This window comes from Actinomyces faecalis (assembly GCF_013184985.2).
In the GTDB taxonomy this organism is placed as follows: Bacteria; Actinomycetota; Actinomycetes; order Actinomycetales; family Actinomycetaceae; genus Actinomyces; species Actinomyces faecalis.
In genome coordinates, this window is the sequence record NZ_CP063418.1 from 1,128,067 (window position 1) to 1,145,031 (window position 16,965).

General features: G+C 70.6%; 13 protein-coding genes. 10 read left to right on the top strand and 3 right to left on the bottom strand.

Features of this window, described 5'->3' with window-relative positions:
• The first annotated feature begins 4 nt into the window (after positions 1-4).
• The 5 genes from HRL51_RS04810 (at position 5) to HRL51_RS04830 (ending at position 5,867) form a co-directional block, all read left to right on the top strand.
• Positions 5-739 (top strand): vitamin K epoxide reductase family protein, encoded by a 735-nt coding sequence (locus HRL51_RS04810; RefSeq protein WP_172120789.1) that lies wholly within the window; start codon positions 5-7, stop codon positions 737-739.
• On the top strand, positions 736-1,470 hold the full coding sequence (locus tag HRL51_RS04815) for a metal-dependent transcriptional regulator (RefSeq protein ID WP_172120788.1): 735 nt from the start codon (positions 736-738) through the stop codon (positions 1,468-1,470). The genes HRL51_RS04810 and HRL51_RS04815 overlap by 4 nt, the downstream gene beginning before the upstream one ends.
• Before the next feature lie 38 nt (positions 1,471-1,508).
• Positions 1,509-2,006, top strand: a complete 498-nt coding sequence (locus tag HRL51_RS04820) for an HIT family protein (RefSeq protein WP_172120787.1) — start codon at positions 1,509-1,511, stop codon at positions 2,004-2,006.
• A gap of 215 nt (positions 2,007-2,221) precedes the next feature.
• Positions 2,222-5,197, top strand: coding sequence for a leucine--tRNA ligase (locus HRL51_RS04825; RefSeq protein ID WP_172192980.1), 2,976 nt, complete (start codon positions 2,222-2,224; stop codon positions 5,195-5,197).
• A gap of 13 nt (positions 5,198-5,210) precedes the next feature.
• Entirely contained in the window at positions 5,211-5,867 is a 657-nt protein-coding gene (locus tag HRL51_RS04830; RefSeq protein WP_172192982.1) for a GNAT family N-acetyltransferase, read from the top strand.
• 209 nt (positions 5,868-6,076) lie between these two features.
• Here the strand turns inward: HRL51_RS04830 and HRL51_RS04835 are convergent, their stop codons facing one another.
• On the bottom strand, positions 6,077-7,936 hold the full coding sequence (locus HRL51_RS04835; protein WP_172192984.1) for a helicase HerA-like domain-containing protein: 1,860 nt from the start codon (positions 7,934-7,936) through the stop codon (positions 6,077-6,079).
• Positions 7,937-7,992: 56 nt separating this feature from the next.
• Between HRL51_RS04835 and HRL51_RS04840 the strand changes: the two genes are divergently transcribed.
• The 4 genes from HRL51_RS04840 to holA all read left to right on the top strand — a co-directional run bounded on the left by HRL51_RS04840 (position 7,993) and on the right by holA (position 13,014).
• Positions 7,993-8,829, top strand: coding sequence for a DegV family protein (locus HRL51_RS04840; RefSeq protein WP_172192986.1), 837 nt, complete (start codon positions 7,993-7,995; stop codon positions 8,827-8,829).
• Positions 8,830-9,042: 213 nt separating this feature from the next.
• Positions 9,043-9,879, top strand: coding sequence for a ComEA family DNA-binding protein (locus HRL51_RS04845; protein WP_172192988.1), 837 nt, complete (start codon positions 9,043-9,045; stop codon positions 9,877-9,879).
• Positions 9,880-9,892: 13 nt separating this feature from the next.
• Positions 9,893-11,527: a ComEC/Rec2 family competence protein gene (locus HRL51_RS04850; protein ID WP_172192990.1), complete on the top strand. Its 1,635-nt coding sequence runs from the start codon at positions 9,893-9,895 to the stop codon at positions 11,525-11,527.
• Between the two features lie 458 nt (positions 11,528-11,985).
• Positions 11,986-13,014 (top strand): DNA polymerase III subunit delta, encoded by a 1,029-nt coding sequence (gene holA / locus HRL51_RS04855; protein ID WP_172192992.1) that lies wholly within the window; start codon positions 11,986-11,988, stop codon positions 13,012-13,014.
• A 133-nt stretch (positions 13,015-13,147) separates the two neighbouring features.
• Here the strand turns inward: holA and HRL51_RS04860 are convergent, their stop codons facing one another.
• On the bottom strand, positions 13,148-14,635 hold the full coding sequence (locus HRL51_RS04860) for a DUF1846 domain-containing protein (RefSeq protein WP_172192994.1): 1,488 nt from the start codon (positions 14,633-14,635) through the stop codon (positions 13,148-13,150).
• 175 nt (positions 14,636-14,810) lie between these two features.
• Here HRL51_RS04860 and HRL51_RS04865 point away from each other — a divergent pair, with 175 nt between their 5' ends.
• Entirely contained in the window at positions 14,811-15,059 is a 249-nt protein-coding gene (locus HRL51_RS04865) for a type III secretion system chaperone family protein (RefSeq protein WP_172192996.1), read from the top strand.
• 55 nt (positions 15,060-15,114) lie between these two features.
• Here the strand turns inward: HRL51_RS04865 and HRL51_RS04870 are convergent, their stop codons facing one another.
• On the bottom strand, positions 15,115-16,917 hold the full coding sequence (locus tag HRL51_RS04870) for a DUF4234 domain-containing protein (protein ID WP_172192998.1): 1,803 nt from the start codon (positions 16,915-16,917) through the stop codon (positions 15,115-15,117).
• Positions 16,918-16,965: the final 48 nt, after the last annotated feature.

The following is a 16,965-nucleotide window of genomic DNA, read 5'->3' on the forward strand; positions in this document are numbered from 1 at the left end:
AGCGGTGGCTCGTATACCCACCGAGGCAGAGATCGACGCTATGAGCGAGGACGAGCTGCAGGCCTACCTCGCCTCGGCCCAGGACAGGGACGTGCAGGCGGTGGCAGCCCAAGGCGGTACGGCTGGAGCTGAGGACGTCGCGGCGTGGCTGCGTGCCACCGGCTCCTCGCGCTCCTACGCCCTCCTGCTCATCGTGGCCGGCCTCATAGGGATCGCGGCCAGCTGGGAGCTGATGGCCAGCGAGCTGAAGGTCCTGCGTGAGCCGCTGGCAGACCTCACCTGTGATATCAACCCCTTGGTGTCCTGCGCGGGTACCCTGGACATGTGGCAGGGCAACCTGCTGGGGGTGCCCAACTCCTTCATTGGCGCTATGGCCTTTGCGGTGCTGCTGGTCCTGGGGCTGGCGCTGGCCTCAGGTGTGCAGCTGCCGCGCTGGATGTGGTGGGGCGTGGTGGCCGGGACGGTGTGCGCCGTCGTCCTCGTGGCCTGGTTCCTGGGCGTCTCGGTCCTCACCTTTGGCAAGCTCTGCCCCTTGTGCCTGGTGATCTGGGCGGTGACGATCCTCACGGCGGCCTCGACCTGGGGCGAGGCCGCGCTTCGTGGGCACCTGGGCCTGCCCGAGCCAGCAGCGCGTCGGCTGTCACAGGCACGGTGGTGGGTGGCCGGCGCGATGTACGTCATCGTGGTGGCTGTCATCCTCATTGCCTTCTGGGACGGCTGGGCGGCGCTGCTGCGATGAGCGAGCGTCGCAAGCGGTCCGGGGCCCCCGGGCAGGGCGTGGCCGAGGAGGATTCCGCGGTCACCCAGGACTATCTCAAGGCGGTGTGGGCCGCCTGTGAGTGGGGCGGTGCGGGAGCCTCGGTGACGGGCCTCGCCCGGCGCATGGGCGTCGCCCCGTCAACGGCCTCAGAGAATGTGGCCCGGCTGGTTGAGGCAGGGCTGCTGGAGCACGAGCCCTACCGGGCCGTCACACTGACCCAGGCCGGGCGGGAGCGGGCCATGAGCATCGTGCGCCGCCACAGGCTGCTGGAGACCTACCTGGTAGAGCGCCTGGGATTTGAGTGGGACGAGGTCCACGCAGAGGCCGAGGACCTGGAGCACGCCTGCTCCAGCCGTCTGCTCCAGGCCCTTGACCGCGCGCTCGACCACCCGCTGCGTGACCCTCACGGTGACCCGATCCCGACCCAGGACGGTCGGCTGGTCGTCCCGGTCCTGCGGGCCGTGGAGACGGTGGCCGTGGGACGCACCGTCGTCGTCGGGCGGATCCTGGATGACACCGCGGTGCTGCGCGCCCTGTCGCGAGCCGGCATCGGCCTGGACAGCCCGGTCACCGTGGTGGCGCGGGGGAGCGTACCGTCTGGAGCAGGGCGCTCACGCCGTGCGACGACGGTACGCACAGCGCTGCCACGTCCCGGCGCCGAGGAGCACGAGGTCGTCCTGCCTCCGGGGAGCCTGTGGGTGGTGGCCTGAGCCAGGAGCCTGCCCAGGCGGTTGGCTAGGCTGTGCCCATGAGCGACCAGACCACGACTGCTGCCCCGAGCCCCACCGAGCCACCTGCGGAGGTCTCGGTCTTCACCCGTATCATTGAGGGGCAGATCCCTGGCCGCTTCGTGTGGGCGGACCAGGTCTGCGTCGCCTTCGCCACCATCGAGCCCCAGACGCCGGGGCACGTGCTCGTGGTCCCGCGTCAGCAGGTGGAGTCCTATATCGACGCTGACGACGCCACGATCGCCCACCTCGCGGTGGTCGCCAGGAGGATCGCCGCCACCCAGGTCCGGGTCTTTGACGCTGTGCGTCCCGGGATCGCGGTGGTGGGGATGGACGTGCCGCACCTGCACGTCCACGTCCTGCCGCTGCACGAGGCCGCGGACATCGCTCCCTCCCGGGCGCACGAGGCAGACGGCGCGGCGCTGGACGCGGCGATGGAGGACCTGCGTGCAGGGCTGCGTGAGGACGGGTGGGCCGACTTCGTGCCTGAGCAGATGGGTTCTCCGGCACTGGCCTGACACTGCCACTGCGCCTCGCGCCTCTTCCGCTGCGGACCTGTCTCCCTTGCGGACACCTGTAGTCCGATTCCTAGGGTGTCGGCAAGTGCGACGGGTGTCCGCAAGTGCGGTGGGTGTCGGCGTGCGTGGAGGAGGGCCGGACGTGACCGGGCTCGCCTGACCGAGCGACGGACAGCAGCGGGAACCCCGCACCGGGGGGCGATAGGCTGGTCCACATGACGGACAACGTGCAGGCACCTGAGAACGCGACGCCCTACCGCTACACCGCGGAGCTGGCCGACACCATCGAGTCCGCCTGGCAGGACCGCTGGGAGGAGCGCGGCACCTTCAACGCCGACAACCCCGTGGGCGCCATGGCCGGCCCGGACGCTGCCAAGGAGAAGTTCTTCCTGCTGGACATGTTCCCCTACCCCAGCGGCAAGGGCCTGCACGTAGGGCACCCGCTGGGCTACATCGCCACCGACGTCGTGGCCCGCTTTACCCGCATGACGGGCAAGAACGTCCTGTACACCATGGGCTACGACGCCTTCGGCCTGCCTGCCGAGCAGTACGCCGTCCAGACCGGCCAGCACCCGCGCGTCTCCACCGAGGCCAATATCGCCAACATGCGCCGTCAGCTGCGTCGGCTCGGCCTGTCCCACGACCCGCGCCGTTCCCTGGCCACCATCGACGTGGACTACGTGCGCTGGACCCAGTGGATCTTCCTGCAGATCTTCGGATCCTGGTTCGACCCCACCGCCCCGCGCCGCGACGGGCGAGGTCTGGGTGCCGCCCGTCCGGTGAGCGAGCTGGAGGCCAAGCTCGCCTCAGGTGAGGTCGAGGTGCCTGGAGGCCGGCGCTGGGAGGACCTCACCGCAGGGGAGAGGACCGACGTCATCGACTCCTTCCGCCTGGCCTACGTCTCCTCCGCCCCGGTCAACTGGTGCCCGGGCCTGGGCACGGTCCTGGCCAACGAGGAGGTCACCAGCGAGGGACGCTCTGAGCGCGGCAACTACCCGGTCTTCAAGCGCAACCTGCGTCAGTGGATGATGCGCATCACCGCCTACGGTGACCGCCTGGCTGAGGACCTGGACACCGTGGACTGGCCCGAGAAGGTCAAGTCCATGCAGCGCAACTGGATCGGCCGCTCCGAGGGTGCCGACGTCACCTTCGCCGTCGAGGGGCTGGCTGCTCCTGCCGACGGCGACGCTGCCGGTTCTCAGCAGGACGGCGAGCCCGGGCTCACTGTCTACACCACCCGACCGGACACGCTCTTCGGCGCCACCTTCATGGTGGTCGCCCCTGAGCACCCGATGCTAGGCGGTCTGCTCGGTGCCAGCGAGGCGGAGGATGCTGCCGCCCTGACCGTGCCGGCTGCCTGGCCCGAGGGGACGCGCGAGGCCTGGAAGGCTGGTCACGCCAGCCCGCGTGAGGCCGTGGCTGCCTACCGTGCCTACGCCGCCTCGGCCACCGAGGCTGAGCGGACGGACGAGGGCCGTACCAAGACCGGTGTCTTTACCGGTCTGTGGGGTGTCAACCCCGTCAACGGCAAGCGTGTACCCGTCTTCGTCGCCGACTACGTGCTCATGGGCTACGGCACCGGCGCCATCATGGCGGTGCCTGCACACGACGATCGCGACCACGCCTTCGCCCACGTCTACGACCTGGACCTTGTCCAGACCATCGGGCCGGCTGACGACCCCCACGGCATCGACCTGTCCGAGGCTGCCTACACCGGTGACGGTGTGGCCGTAAACTCGGCCAACGAGGAGATCAGCCTGGACGGCAAGACCAAGGACGAGGCCAAGGCGGCCATGATCTCCTGGCTGGAGGACAAGGGCTACGGACGTGGCGCGGTGACCTACCGCCTGCGTGACTGGCTCTTCTCCCGCCAGCGCTACTGGGGCGAGCCCTTCCCGGTCGTGTGGGACGAGGAGGGACACGTCCACGCCCTGCCCGAGTCCATGCTGCCGGTCGAGCTGCCGGAGGTGACCGACTACTCGCCGCGCTCCTACGACCCTGACGACGCCTCCTCCTCCCCGCAGCCGCCGCTGGGCAAGGCCGAGGAGTGGGTCAACGTCACCCTGGACCTGGGCGACGGCCCCAGGACCTACCGTCGTGAGACCAACACGATGCCACAGTGGGCGGGATCGTGCTGGTACGAGCTGCGTTACATCGACCCCACCGACGACGCCCAGCTCGTGGCCCCGGCCAACGAGGAGTACTGGATGGGACCGCGGCCGGAGGCGGGCAACGTCTCTGGAGGCACGGACCTGTACGTGGGGGGCGTCGAGCACGCGGTGCTGCACCTGCTCTACTCCCGCTTCTGGCACAAGGTCCTGTTCGACCTGGGCGTGGTCAGCTCCTCCGAGCCCTACCACAAGCTGTTCAACCAGGGCTACGTCCAGGCCTACGCCTACACCGACTCCCGCGGTCAGTACGTGCCCGCCGACGAGGTCGAGGGTGACGAGACCACGGGCTTCACCTGGAAGGGCGAGCCGGTCACCCGCGAGTACGGCAAGATGGGCAAGTCCCTGAAGAACATCGTGACCCCGGACGACATGTACGAGGCCTACGGTGCGGACACCTTCCGCGTCTACGAGATGTCCATGGGCCCGCTGGACCAGGACCGCCCCTGGGACACCCGGGCCGTAGCCGGGGCCCAGCGCTTCCTGCAGCGTCTGTGGCGCAACGTCGTCGACGAGACCACCGGTGAGACCACCGTGGTGGACGCCCCCGCTGACGAGGACACTCGCCGGCTGGTCGCCAGGACCATCGTGGGCGTGCGTGAGGACTACGAGGGCATGCGCCTGAACACGGCCATCGCCAAGCTCATCGTCCTCAACAACCACCTCACGGGCCTGGACGCCGTCCCGCGCGAGGCCGTCGAGGCGCTGGCCCTCATGACCGCGCCGGTCGCCCCGCACATCGCCGAGGAGATCTGGAACCGCCTGGGACACGAGGAGTCGCTGGCTCACGAGGCCTTCCCGGTGGTCGAGGACGAGTCGCTGCTGGCGGCGGAGAAGGTCACCTGCGTCGTCCAGGTCAAGGGCAAGGTCCGTGACCGGCTCGAGGTGGACCCCGGAGTCAGTGACGCCGAGCTGGAGAGGCTCGCGCTGGAGGCTCCCGGCGTCGTGCGTGCGCTGGACGGTCGGGGCGTGCGCAAGGTGATCGTGCGCGCCCCCAAACTCGTCTCAGTCGTTCCCGAGTGAGGCTGAGGCAGCCGTGAGGTACCTCAGGCAGGCCCGGAGCGGCGACCTGGCCGCGCTCAACGAGATCTGCGTCCGCACGGCTGCCTACGGCAGTGACGTCACCTCCCAGATGAGCCGGCCTGAGCTGGTAGGAGCGGTCTACGCCGATCCCTACCTGCTCTGCGACCCTGCCAGCTGCTTCGTCGTCTCCGGTGCTGGGGACGACGACGGTGCTCCGGCTGGTGCCGAGGGTGAGGTAGTGCTGGGCTACGTCGTCGGTACGCTGGACACCGCCGGCTTCCGGCGCTGGTTCGCTGGCGAGTACGCTCCGGCGCGCCTGGCTGAGCTGGGCCTGGCGGAGGAGACGGCAGACCCCAGCAGCCTCACGGCCCGGGACCGGAGCTGCCTCAGGCTGCTGCGGGCACCCGCGCCTGATCCGGAGCCCTGGCTCGGGCGCTACCCCGCCCACCTGCACATCGACCTGCTGGAGCCTGTCCGACGCCAGGGATGGGGCCGACAGCTGGTCGAGGCCTGGGTCGGCCACGCTCGCGCCAGTGGTGTGGCAGGTCTGCACCTGGACGTCGGGGCGGACAACACCGGTGCCATCGCCTTCTACGAGGCGATCGGTCTCCAGCGCATCGGACAGGACGACGACGGCGTGACCATGGCACGCTCGCTGGCTGAGGAGTAGCTGTCTGGGCCTGGGCTAGGTGTCTGGGCCTGGTTCGGCTGTCCCTGAGACGTCGTTTTCGCTCGTGAACAGTCGATTTCGTAGCGGCCCGCAATGAAACCGACTGTTCACGAGCGAAAACGACGGGGTAGAGGGACGCGGTTGCGGGGCGGCGTGTAGATGCAGTGGCTGTGCTCACGGCAGCCGCTCGGGGCGCAGCATCTCTTCCCTCAGCGTCGGCGCAGGTTACCCAGGACCGAGCGGGTCAGCTCCCGGGTGACCTGGCGACCGATGCTGCTCAGGGTCTTGTCGATCTCGCGCTGACGGCGCTCGGCCGCACGCTCCGCGGCCCGGCGCTCACGCTCCGCGGCCTTCTCCGCCTCCCGTTCCAGGCGCTCGGCCTCCTTGCGCCGGGCTGCCGCTGCTCGCTCGGCCTCCTTGCGGCGTGCGGCCTCGGCCTCCTCAGCCGCTCGCGCCTGCTGCGCGGCAGCGAGCCGGCGGGTCAGGGCCTCGCTGGCGGAGTCCGGGTTGACAGGCTCGGCGTAGCGGGGCAGCAGGGCGGAGTCGGCGAGCAGCTGACTGACGGTAGAGGCCTGCGCCGGGCCCATGACCGAGGCCGGGGCGTCGACGACCACGGGGGCTACCGGGGCCGGGCGGCCCTTCTCGTCGAGCACGCTGACCACGGCCTGGCCGGTGCCCAGGGTCTGGAGGACCGTGGGCAGGTCCAGCGGGGAGGTGGGGAAGGTAGCGACGACCTTCTTGAGGTTGGCGGCCTCTATCGGCGTGTGGGCGCGCACCGCGTGCTGGACGCGTGAGCCCAGCTGAGCCAGCACCTGTGCGGGCATGTCGGTAGCCGACTGGGTGATGAGGACGATCCCCACGCCCTTGGACCGGATGAGGCGCACGGTGTGGGTGACGGCCTCCAGGAAGGCGGGGGAGGCCTGGTCGAAGAGCAGGTGAGCCTCGTCAAGGAAGAAGACCAGGCGGGGACGCTCCAGGTCCCCGACCTCGGGCAGGCCCTCGAAGAGCTCACCCAGCAGCCAGATCAGGAAGGTGGAGAACAGGACTGCCTGGGACTGGACGTCCTCAAGCTCCAGGGCGCTGATGACGCCGCGCCCGTCCACGGTCGTGCGCATCAGCTCACGCACGTCCATGGCAGGCTCACCAAAGAAGCGGTCGGCGCCGTCCGCCTCCAGCGCGGTGACCTGACGCAGGATGACACCTGCGGTGGCAGAGGAGACCCCGCCGATGGTGCGCAGCGCCGCCTTGCCCTCGTCCGTGGTGGTCAGGTAGCTCACGACGTCGCGCAGGTCCCCCAGGTCCACCAGCACCAGCCCCTGCTCGTCGGCCCAGCGGAAGACCAGACGCAGGGCGGCCGTCTGGGTCTCGGACAGGTTCAGCACACGGGAGAGCATGACAGGGCCGAACTCCGTGACCGTGGTGCGGATCGGTACGCCCTGCCCCTGACCGCCGAGGCTGAAGAGCTCGACGGGGAAGCCCCGGGGCGCCCACGGCTGGCCGGTGGCGGCCACACGGGCCGCCAGCCGGTCGGAGGTGGTGCCAGGCTCGGCCAGGCCCGTGAGGTCGCCCTTGACGTCGGAGAGGAAGACAGGGACACCAGCGGCTGACAGCCCTTCGGCCATGAGCTGGAGCGTGCGGGTCTTGCCGGTGCCGGTGGCCCCGGTGACGAGGGCGTGACGGTTGAGCAGCCCCAGGGGGATACCTACGCGCACCCCGGGTACCGCCGCGGGCTCGGCGGGTGCAGAGGGCGTGCCGCCGTGCTCCGTCGGCGTGCTGAGGTAGGTCCCGATCGGTAGCACGGGGCCGGTGAAGGTGTAGCCGGATGCGACCTGAGCGGCGTAGGAACCGTCCTGGGGCGCGGCCTCTGGCGCCGTCGACAGCGCCGGAACGGGCGCTGCCTGAGGAGCAGCGAGCGCCGCCTCCAAGGCGGCCTGGGCGGCCGCGGCACGTGCCTGAGCAGCCTGCGCCGCTGCCTCGGCGGCCTCTGCGGCGGCCTGGGCGGCCGCGACCTTGAGACGGGCGACCTCGGAGGGATCACCAGGCTGGGCGGGGAAGGAGGCGTCAGTCACAAGAGAATCGTACGTGCTCACAGATCGTTACCGACGCCGGTACTACCCTGGAGAGCATGAGCCTTGCCGTCGTCACCGACTCTGCGGCCTGCCTGCCGCCCGGGCTCGCGCGCCGTCACGGCATCGAGGTCGTTGCCCTGCACACCGTGCCCGGCACCAGCGGCGCACCGGCCACCACCTCTCGGCCGAGCGTGGAGGAGCTGGACCGGGCCTACCAGGACGCTCTCACACGCGCCGATGCGGTGCTTGCCCTGCACCTGACAGCGGCGTTGTCAGGCACGGTGGACAACGCGCGCGCCGCGGCCGCGCGGCTGGCACAGGACGGTGCCCAGGTCACCGTGCTGGACCTCGGGGTGAGCGCAGGAGCGCTGGGCCTGGCCGCGCTCGCGGCCAGCCAGGCCCAGGACCTGCGCCACGGTGCGGCCAGGGCACGTGAGTCCGCCTCACGCTCTCACCTGACCTTCCTCGTCGACGACCTCGCCTCACTGCGGCGTGGAGGCCGTCTCGACCGTACGACGGCGATGATGGGCGGGGCACTGGGCATCAGGCCTCTCCTGCGCGCCGACGAGCGGGGGATCAGCCTGGTCGAGGTGGTGCGTGGACGAGCCCGAGCCCGACGACGTCTGGTTGAGATCGCGGTGGAGCAGGCGGGTGGAGGTCGCACCCACGGCCCCAGGCCCCCGGCCACGCCCGTGCGTCTGGCCGTCCACTACGGGGACGACCCCGCTGACGGACGGGACCTGGAGAACGACCTCGCTGACGCGATGGCCGAGGCGGGTACGCAGGTTGAGGTGATCCTGCGCTCGCCGGCGGACGAGGCGATGAGGGTGCACCTGGGACCCGGGGCACTGGGCGTCGTCGTCGCCCCGGCCCTGGCCCAGCCACGGGGATGAGGGACCTGTCCGGGCATCTCGTGTCCTACGGCGTGCCGGACTGCCAGGGGTCCTGGACGGCCGAGAGACCCAGACCTGCCGGGGGCGCCCGGCGCCGGGACGTCGAGGTGCTCGGGGCTGCCCGGGCTCCACAGGCAGGTCCCGTGACAGGGCCGGCAAGGCCTGTCCACAGGCACCCAGCGGCCGGGTCAGGGGGAGACCTACCGTCGCACCATGAGTGGTCGACGCGCCCAAGGGCCCACACCCCGCGCCAGCCTGGAGGAGCTCGTACGCCTCGCCTGCCACACCGACCCCGCCCAGCCACCCTCGCGCCCACGACGGGCGGCGCTCGTGCCTCGAGCCGCGCTGGCTCTCGGAGTCTGTCTCATCGTGCTGGCTCTGGTCCTGGCCGCGCGCACCATGCTGACGGCTCCTGCCAGCCGAACAGGCAGCAGCCAGGCTGAGAAAGGGCCAGGGCAGCAGATCCAGGCCTCGGTGCCGGCCTCGGCCACGGCGTCAGCTCCCGGCGGCCTCGACCTGGCGCCAGCTGATCCCGCCTCACCCGGTGCGGGCCCGAGACAGCTCGTGGTGCACGTGGCCGGCGCCGTGGCCGCGCCCGGCGTCGTGGTCCTGCAGCCGGGGGCGCGCGTAGCCGACGCGATCGACGCTGCCGGCGGGGCGACGGCGGACGCGGACACCGACCAGCTCAACCTCGCCCGGCCCCTCAGCGACGGCGAGCAGGTACGCGTGCCACGGGCGGGCGAGGACGTCTCGACCTGGGCGCAGCAGCCTGCAGGCGCCGGAGCCGGACGGGCCGGGACGACGGCGGGTGGACAGACAGGAGAGCAGCAGGCAGGCTCGCCGGACCACCAGGCTGACGGCCTCATCAACCTCAACACCGCCGAGGCCGCAGCCCTGGAGGACCTGCCCGGCATCGGACCGGCGCTGGCCGAGCGCATCGTCAGCCACCGCGAGGCCCACGGGCCCTTCACCGCCGTCGAGGACCTCCTGAACGTCCCCGGTATCGGCCGGGCCAAGCTGGAGGCACTGCGTGAGAGAGCCACCATATGAGGAGGGCCTCGGCATGAGCGGCGGGCGGAAGGCACCGGACCGAGGACAGGGTGGCGGCAGCCACCACGAGCCCGGCCACGGCACGGCAGTGGTCGCTCCCGAGCCCCTTGACCTGCGCCTGGTCCCGGCCACGGCAGCCGCATGGGCGACGGCGTGGTGGGCGGTGGCACAGGACAACCGCGCCGGGGCCCTCATCGCCGCGGCACTCGTGACGGGCGGGGCCGGCACCCTCTCACTGATGCGGGCGCGGCGCTACCGACCCGCCCGGCACCGTGAGGACCCGCGGCCGGGGGCGGGGCGGGACACCGCCAGAGTGCGCGGGCCGGTGGCGGCAAGTGTGGCGCTCAGCGCCCTGGCGGCCTGCGCCGTGCTCGTGGTCAGCGCCGCTGGCCTGCACACCCGGGCAGCAGACCCCCTGACCCAGGCGGCGAAGGCCGGCAGAGAGGTCAGTATCGAGGCCGTGGTAGCGACGGCGCCGCGAGCCACGGCCTCTCAGCGCGCCACGAGCGTGCTCGTCGAGCTCACGGTCCTGAGCGTGGACGGCCGCGCCTCACGGCAACGGGCGATGGTCTTTGGTGGTGAGGGGTGGATGCACACGCACCTGGGGGAGCGGGTGCAGGTTCGTACCAGGTTGCAGGCGGCGGAGCCTGGAAGCAGGGAGACGGCCGTTATCGGGGCGCAGGCGCAGCCGCGAGTGGTGGGGCCCGCCTCAGGAGCGCTCGCGGTCGTCGGGCACCTGCGTGAGGGACTTGCTGAGGCCGCGGGACGCGAGCCTGCGCAGTACGGGCGCTGGCCACCGGGAAGCCGTGCGCTGGTGCCGGGGGTCGCGCTGGGTGACGACTCGGCGCTGCCGGGGCAGGTCCGTGAGCAGATGCGAGCGGTCTCGCTCACCCACTTAACCGCGGTATCCGGGCAGCACGTGGCGATCCTGACCGGGCTGGTACTCAGCGCACTGGGGATCCTGCCGCGCCGGTGGCGCGCCCTGACCGGTGCGGCTGCCCTGGCTGGGCTGGTCGTGCTGGTACGCCCGAGCGGCTCAGTGCTGCGAGCGGCTGCCATGGGCGGCGTCATGCTCGTTGGTGTGGCGCTGGGCAGGCGCAGCGCCACGCTGCCGGCGCTGTGCGGGGCGCTGGTGGTGCTCCTGCTGGTGGACCCGTGGCAGTCGCGTGACTACGGCTTTGCGCTCTCTGCCGCGGCGACGGGCGGCATCGTCCTGGGGGCGGCACCGGTGCAGGCGGGTCTGGGCAGGTGGGTGCCGAGGTGGCTGGCGACGGTGCTGGCCGTGCCTCTCGTGGCGCAGGCGGCGTGCGCGCCGCTGCTCGTCATGCTTCAGCCGAGTGTGGGGTTGTGGGCGGTGCCCGCCAACGTCCTGGCGGCACCGGCGGTGCCGGTGGCCACGTTGTGTGGCTTGGCGGCGGCGCTGGTGGCGCCGCTGTGGCCTGAGCTTGCGGCGGTGATCGCCTGGCCCGCCCTGGTGGGCTGTGCCTGGCTCGCGCTGGTGGCTCGCGTCTTCGCCTCGTTGCCAGGGGCGGTGGTGTCCTGGCCGGAAGGGATCTGGGGAGCCCTGGCTCTTGCGGTGACTGAGACGACGGCGGTGGTGGTTGGCTGGCGACGTGCGAGGGCTGAGCGGCGGAGGCGAGGTGGATGACGCGACGCAGGCCTGTCACGCGCGAGGACAGGCAAGGGGAGGCTCGGGGTCCTCGGTGGATGGGCTCCACTGAGGACCCCGGGCTCATGAGATGGCGGCCGTCCCGTGAGGAGCGGCTGCGCTTCCAGCTCAGCAGGAGGGCTCCTGTATCTGCCTGAGGTGGTGTGCCACGGCTGTTCACGTCCTTGACGTGTGGTGTGAGGCCCGGTGGGTGCCGGGCTGGTAGGTGACGCGGCGCCGTCGCCCGCGTCCTGCGTCCTCGCGCGGCCGGGTGAGCCGACGCGTTGGGGAGTGCGGGGAACAAGGAAGGAGTCAGGCGAGCCCGGAATCTTGTGCACAGTCTGTGTGTCGCCTCAGGCTCAGTTGACCGCCTTGCAGACGTGGCGATATCCCCAGGACCATCCCCAGGACCGCACCTGGTACGGATTCGTGTCCCAGGTCCGTGGCAGGCTTGGCCCATGGCAGCTTCACGGTCCCCACGCGGGCGCAAGGCACCGGCCGGCCCGGCCTGGAACGAGGTCGGCCTGGCACCGATCATCCTCATCCGCGCCGGTGAGGAGGTCCTGGCAGACCGCGCCGTGGCCCGCGTGCTCTCCCTGGCCCGCCAGAAGGACCCGACGACGGAGGTCGTGCGCCTGGAGGCCGCCACCTACGAGTCCCACCAGCTTGACGCCCTCGTCTCCCCCTCCCTCTTTGGCGAGCCCAGGCTCGTCCACGTCCCCTCCCTGGAGCAGATGAGTGACGCCCTGCTCACCGACCTGCTCGCCTACGCCTCCCACGCCGACCCCGACGTCGTCGTCCTCCTGCGTCACAACGGTGGGCAGCGCGGCAAGAAGCTGCTGGACACCCTGGCCTCCTCGCCCTACCCGGTGGTCACCATCGAGGCCGTCAAGTCCCCCAGGGACAAGGCGGCCCTCGTGACTGCGGACGTGCGCGCGGCCGGGCGCCGTATCGAGACCGAGGCCGTGGGAGCGCTTGTCGACGCGCTGGGCAGCGACCTGCGCGAGCTGCTCTCCGCCGTCGACCAGCTCGTGGCGGACGTTGAGGGCACCATCACGGTGGAAGCCGTCAACACCTACTACGCCGGGCGCTTCGAGGCCACCGGCTTCACCGTTGCCGACGCCGCAGCCGCTGGCAACGTGGCCAAGGCCGTCACCGCTCTGCGTCACGCCATCGCCACCGGCACCGAGCCCGTCCCGCTCGTGGCGGCCCTGGCAATGAAGATCCGCCAGCTGGCGCGCGTTGCCGCCTCCGGGGGACGGCAGATGAGCCCCAGGGACCTGGGGATGGCTCCCTGGCAGGTGGACCGCGCCCGCCGCGAGCTCGCCGGCTGGTCCGACGACGCCCTGGCCTACGCCATCCAGGCCGTGGCCCGCGCCGACGCCGAGGTCAAGGGAGCCTCACGCGACCCGGTCCACGCCGTCGAGCGGGCCGTCCTGGCCATCTGCAACGCTCGCCGCGGACGCATCCCGCGCCCGCGCCACTAAGAACCTGCGGTCCAGGCCGGACGGGAGGGTATGAGCGTCGTGTGAGCGACGGCGTCGACGGCCAGCCTGCGCCGCCACGGCGCTTCCCGCCCGGTCATGAGGCCCAGCCGGGCCCATACCCTCCCGGGCAGCCTCAGCGCTTGCGGTACAGGGACTTGGTCGCGAAGACCGGCTCGTTGGTCACCTGGATCCCCAGCTGGCGGAAGATGCCCTCATCCACCGAGCCCAGGATCGTCGAGGTGTGCACGTCGCAGCCACGCAGCGAGTCCAGCTGAGCCAGGGCCCTGGCAGCGTTGTCATCCCCGTTGGCGCTCACGGCCAGGGCGATGAGCACCTCGTCAGTGTGCAGACGCGGGTTGCGTGAGCCCAGGTGCCGGGTCTTGAGCGCCTGGATAGGCGCAATCGACTCCTTGGCCAGCAGATCCACCTCCGTGTCGATCCCTGCCAGACGCTTGAGCGCGTTGAGCAGCATCGCCGAGCAGCAGCCCAGCAGCTCACTGGTCTTGCCCAGCTCGATCGTGCCGTTCGGCAGCTCAATAGCCGCAGCCGGCGCCTTGGAGGACCTGGCGAGCCTGAGCGTGGGCGGGACCACCGGCCGGTCCTCGCGGTCGATGCCGAGCTTGGACATGAGCAGAGCGATGCGCTCGGACTGGACCGGGTCGGCCATCTCCCGCTTCTCGGCCACCAGCGCCTTGTAGTAGCGACGGATGACCTCCTGCTCGGAGGCCTCACGGCAGGCCTCGTCGTCACTGATGCAGTGGCCGGCCATGTTGACGCCCATGTCCGTGGGGGACTGGTAGGGAGAGGACCCCAGGATCTCCTCGAACAGCCGGGACAGGACCGGGAAGATCTCGACGTCGCGGTTGTAATTGACCGTCTGGACCCCGTGGGCGGCCAGGTGGAAGGGATCGATCATGTTGACGTCGTCCAGGTCCGCGGTAGCGGCCTCGTAGGCGATGTTGACCGGGTGGTCCAGCGCCAGGTTCCAGATCGGGAAGGTCTCGAACTTGGCGTAGCCCGAGGCCTGCCCGCGAGCGTGGTCGTGGTACATCTGGGACAGGCAGGTGGCCATCTTGCCTGAGCCAGGACCAGGCGCGGTGACGACGACGAGGTCGCGCTCGGTCTCGATGTACTCGTTGCGTCCGTAGCCGTGCTCGGAGACGATCCTGGCGACGTCGTTGGGGTAGCCAGGAATCGGGAAGTGGCGGTAGACCTTGATGCCCAGGCGCTCGAGCTTGCGCTTGAAGGACTTGGCCTGACGGTTGTCGTCCGTCCACTGGGTGACGACGACGCTGCCCACGTACAGCCCGTAACCGCGGAAGGCGTCGATGTGGCGCAGGACCTCCTCCTCGTACCCCGTGCCCAGGTCCGCACGGACCTTGCGGCGGGCCAGGTCCTTGGCGGAGACCGCCACGATGATCTCGACCTCGTCCGCCAGCTCGGCGAGCATGACGATCTTGTTGTCCGGGGTGAAGCCGGGCAGGACGCGCGAGGCGTGCATGTCGTCGATGAGCTTGCCGCCGAACTCCAGGTAGAGCTTGCCGCCGAACTGTGTGCGACGCTCAGCGATGTGCTCTGACTGCATCCGCAGGTACTTCTCGCGGTCAAATCCGATTCGCATCGGTGTCTCCTGACGTCGGGGCTAGCGGGAGGCGGGCATCAGGCACCGGCCCGGTGGATTCTACTGCGTCACGCTCGCTCACCGCAGACCGCGCGCACTCACCACTGGCACGGATGACAAGAAGGACGCCTCCACCCCTTCATATGACACGCTCGCACCGCTCAGCCTCGACCGTGTGGCCAAGGTCCTGGAGGATGACGGGCTCAAGGACGGCTATGACGACGATGCTGACCAGACGGTGGTCATGGCTGAGCACAACGTAGACCTCGAGCGTGGTGCCGCTGACGAGCAGGTCGCCTTGGCGGTGTACTGCGCCATGGCAACGGCTCTGAGGTTCTTCGAGTACCTGACCACCGAGATCTTCCCCGAGGAGTGGAAGGTCTTTGAGGCCGAGCAGGCCGAGGGCGAGGCGCTGGGCGAGTGAACCCGCGGGTGGCGCCCCTTTTCCTCAGGAGCCTCCAGGCGCAGGTGTCTGTGCCTCAGACTCCCTGGGTGTTGTAGGACGCAGAGATGAAGTTCATCGCCTGGAAGACCCGGTAGCAGTAGATGAAGGGGCCCACGATGATGAGCGAGCCCAGCACCCCCCACAGCCAGAAGTCGGCGGACGAGAGCATCCCAAACCGGCCGCGCCGGGCGGCCTCAGCACCGATGCGTCCGCACACGTTGTGAGACCACACGAAGTAGCCGATACCAAGCGTCAGCGGAGCGACGATGAGAGCCAGCAGCAGGTAGTGCATGGTCCTACGCCCGTCGTAGCGGGAGGCGATGGCGTTGATCGTCGAGGAGATCTCGCTCCAGCGGTACAGGCTGTACAGGCCGAGGGTGAAGAAGGACGCGACGAGGTAGCCGATCAGTGAGCGAGAGGTGGTGAAGGTGTTGGCTGCCATCGGCACGCCTGGGCCGCCGGCCTGCGTCCAAGGCCCGGCCTGGCCGGTTGGAGGGGGAGTCTGCCCGAGGGCCGGAGGTGCCGCAGCGACGAGCGCTCCGCTCGGCGCGACGGCGGCCGACGCCGCCGAGGAGGACAGCGAGGTTGAGGCCGTGGCGGGCGCACCGGTGCTGGTGAGTCCGGCAGCGTTCGAGGACAGGGGACCAGGCTGCTGCGTGGCCGGATCGGTGCTCCCGGCCGGGGAGGTCGGCAGGCTGATCTGCCCTGTGGCGACCAGCCACGAGACAAGCGCACCGACCAGCGTGAAGAACATGAGGACCATGGAGATCTTCCCCGTCGTGTAGTACGGCCACACAAGAGACCTGAGCTGCTCGAAGGGGCTGTTGGTGTACCAGACCCCGCCAGCGCCTACAGCGGAGACGATCCAGTTCATCACGCGGAAGACGACCTGCCACATGAGCAGCGGCACCACGATGAAGGTGACTGGCAGGGCCAGTGTGCTCAGCGCCGCCTTGACGGACGTCTCCTGGGAGGGCGCCGCAACGGCCGTGGCAGCCATGTAGACCGTCACAGCGCCACCAGCGAGTGCACCGACCAGGCACACCAGGGTGATGATCATCAGCATCATCCCGGTCACGAAGCCCCAGTAGCCGAAGTCGCTCAGCGTGGACCACAGCAGCCGCAGGTTCAGGAAGGTCATCAGCAGGGCACTCACTCCTCCGACCAGCCCGACGGCGGCTGCGAGGGCCTGTGGCAGGTGTGACTGCGGGTCGGCAATGACGGTCTGGAGCCCGGAGCGGACCTGGTCAAGGGTGATCCTGGGCTGGAAGAAGGTGCGCAGCGCGCCGACCGCGCCCGCCACGGCGGCACCGGCTGCCGCGCTACCTCCTGCTGCGGGTGCGCTGGCGCCGGTAGAGACCGGGACGGAGGTTGTCGGAGCCGGTGGCACCGAGGCCGCGGAGGCCCCCGGATAGGTTGCGGGAGCAGGTGAGGCCTGCGGTGCTACCGGAGCCGCGGGCGCCGCCGGGACCGGCGAGGCGGGCTGGGCCGGGCCGGGCACGGCGGCGCTGGTCGCCGAGGTCAGCGGAGGCAGAGGAGCGCTGGTCTGTGCCCCGGGCGCGGCCGGGACCGTGCTCGGGGGAGGGGGAGCAGGCTGGCCGTAGGCAGGGGGTACTGACGGCTGCGTCGCCGGCGGCGCAGGTACCGGCGTCGGCCAGGCGACAGGGGTGCCTCCGGCCGCCGTGCCCGCAGCCGGCTCACTGCTGGGAGCCGACGGCGGCGGGGGAGCGACGGCTCGGACAGCGGCGTCGTAGTCGGCCTGGGTCGGCTCGCGACCAGTGACCTGGCGGAAGGCCTGGGCCCACTGCTCGGGCTGGGTGACGGGGTTGACAGACATCAGGAGGTACCACTCAATCGTGTTGCTGGGAGGCGGAGGACCCGGGGG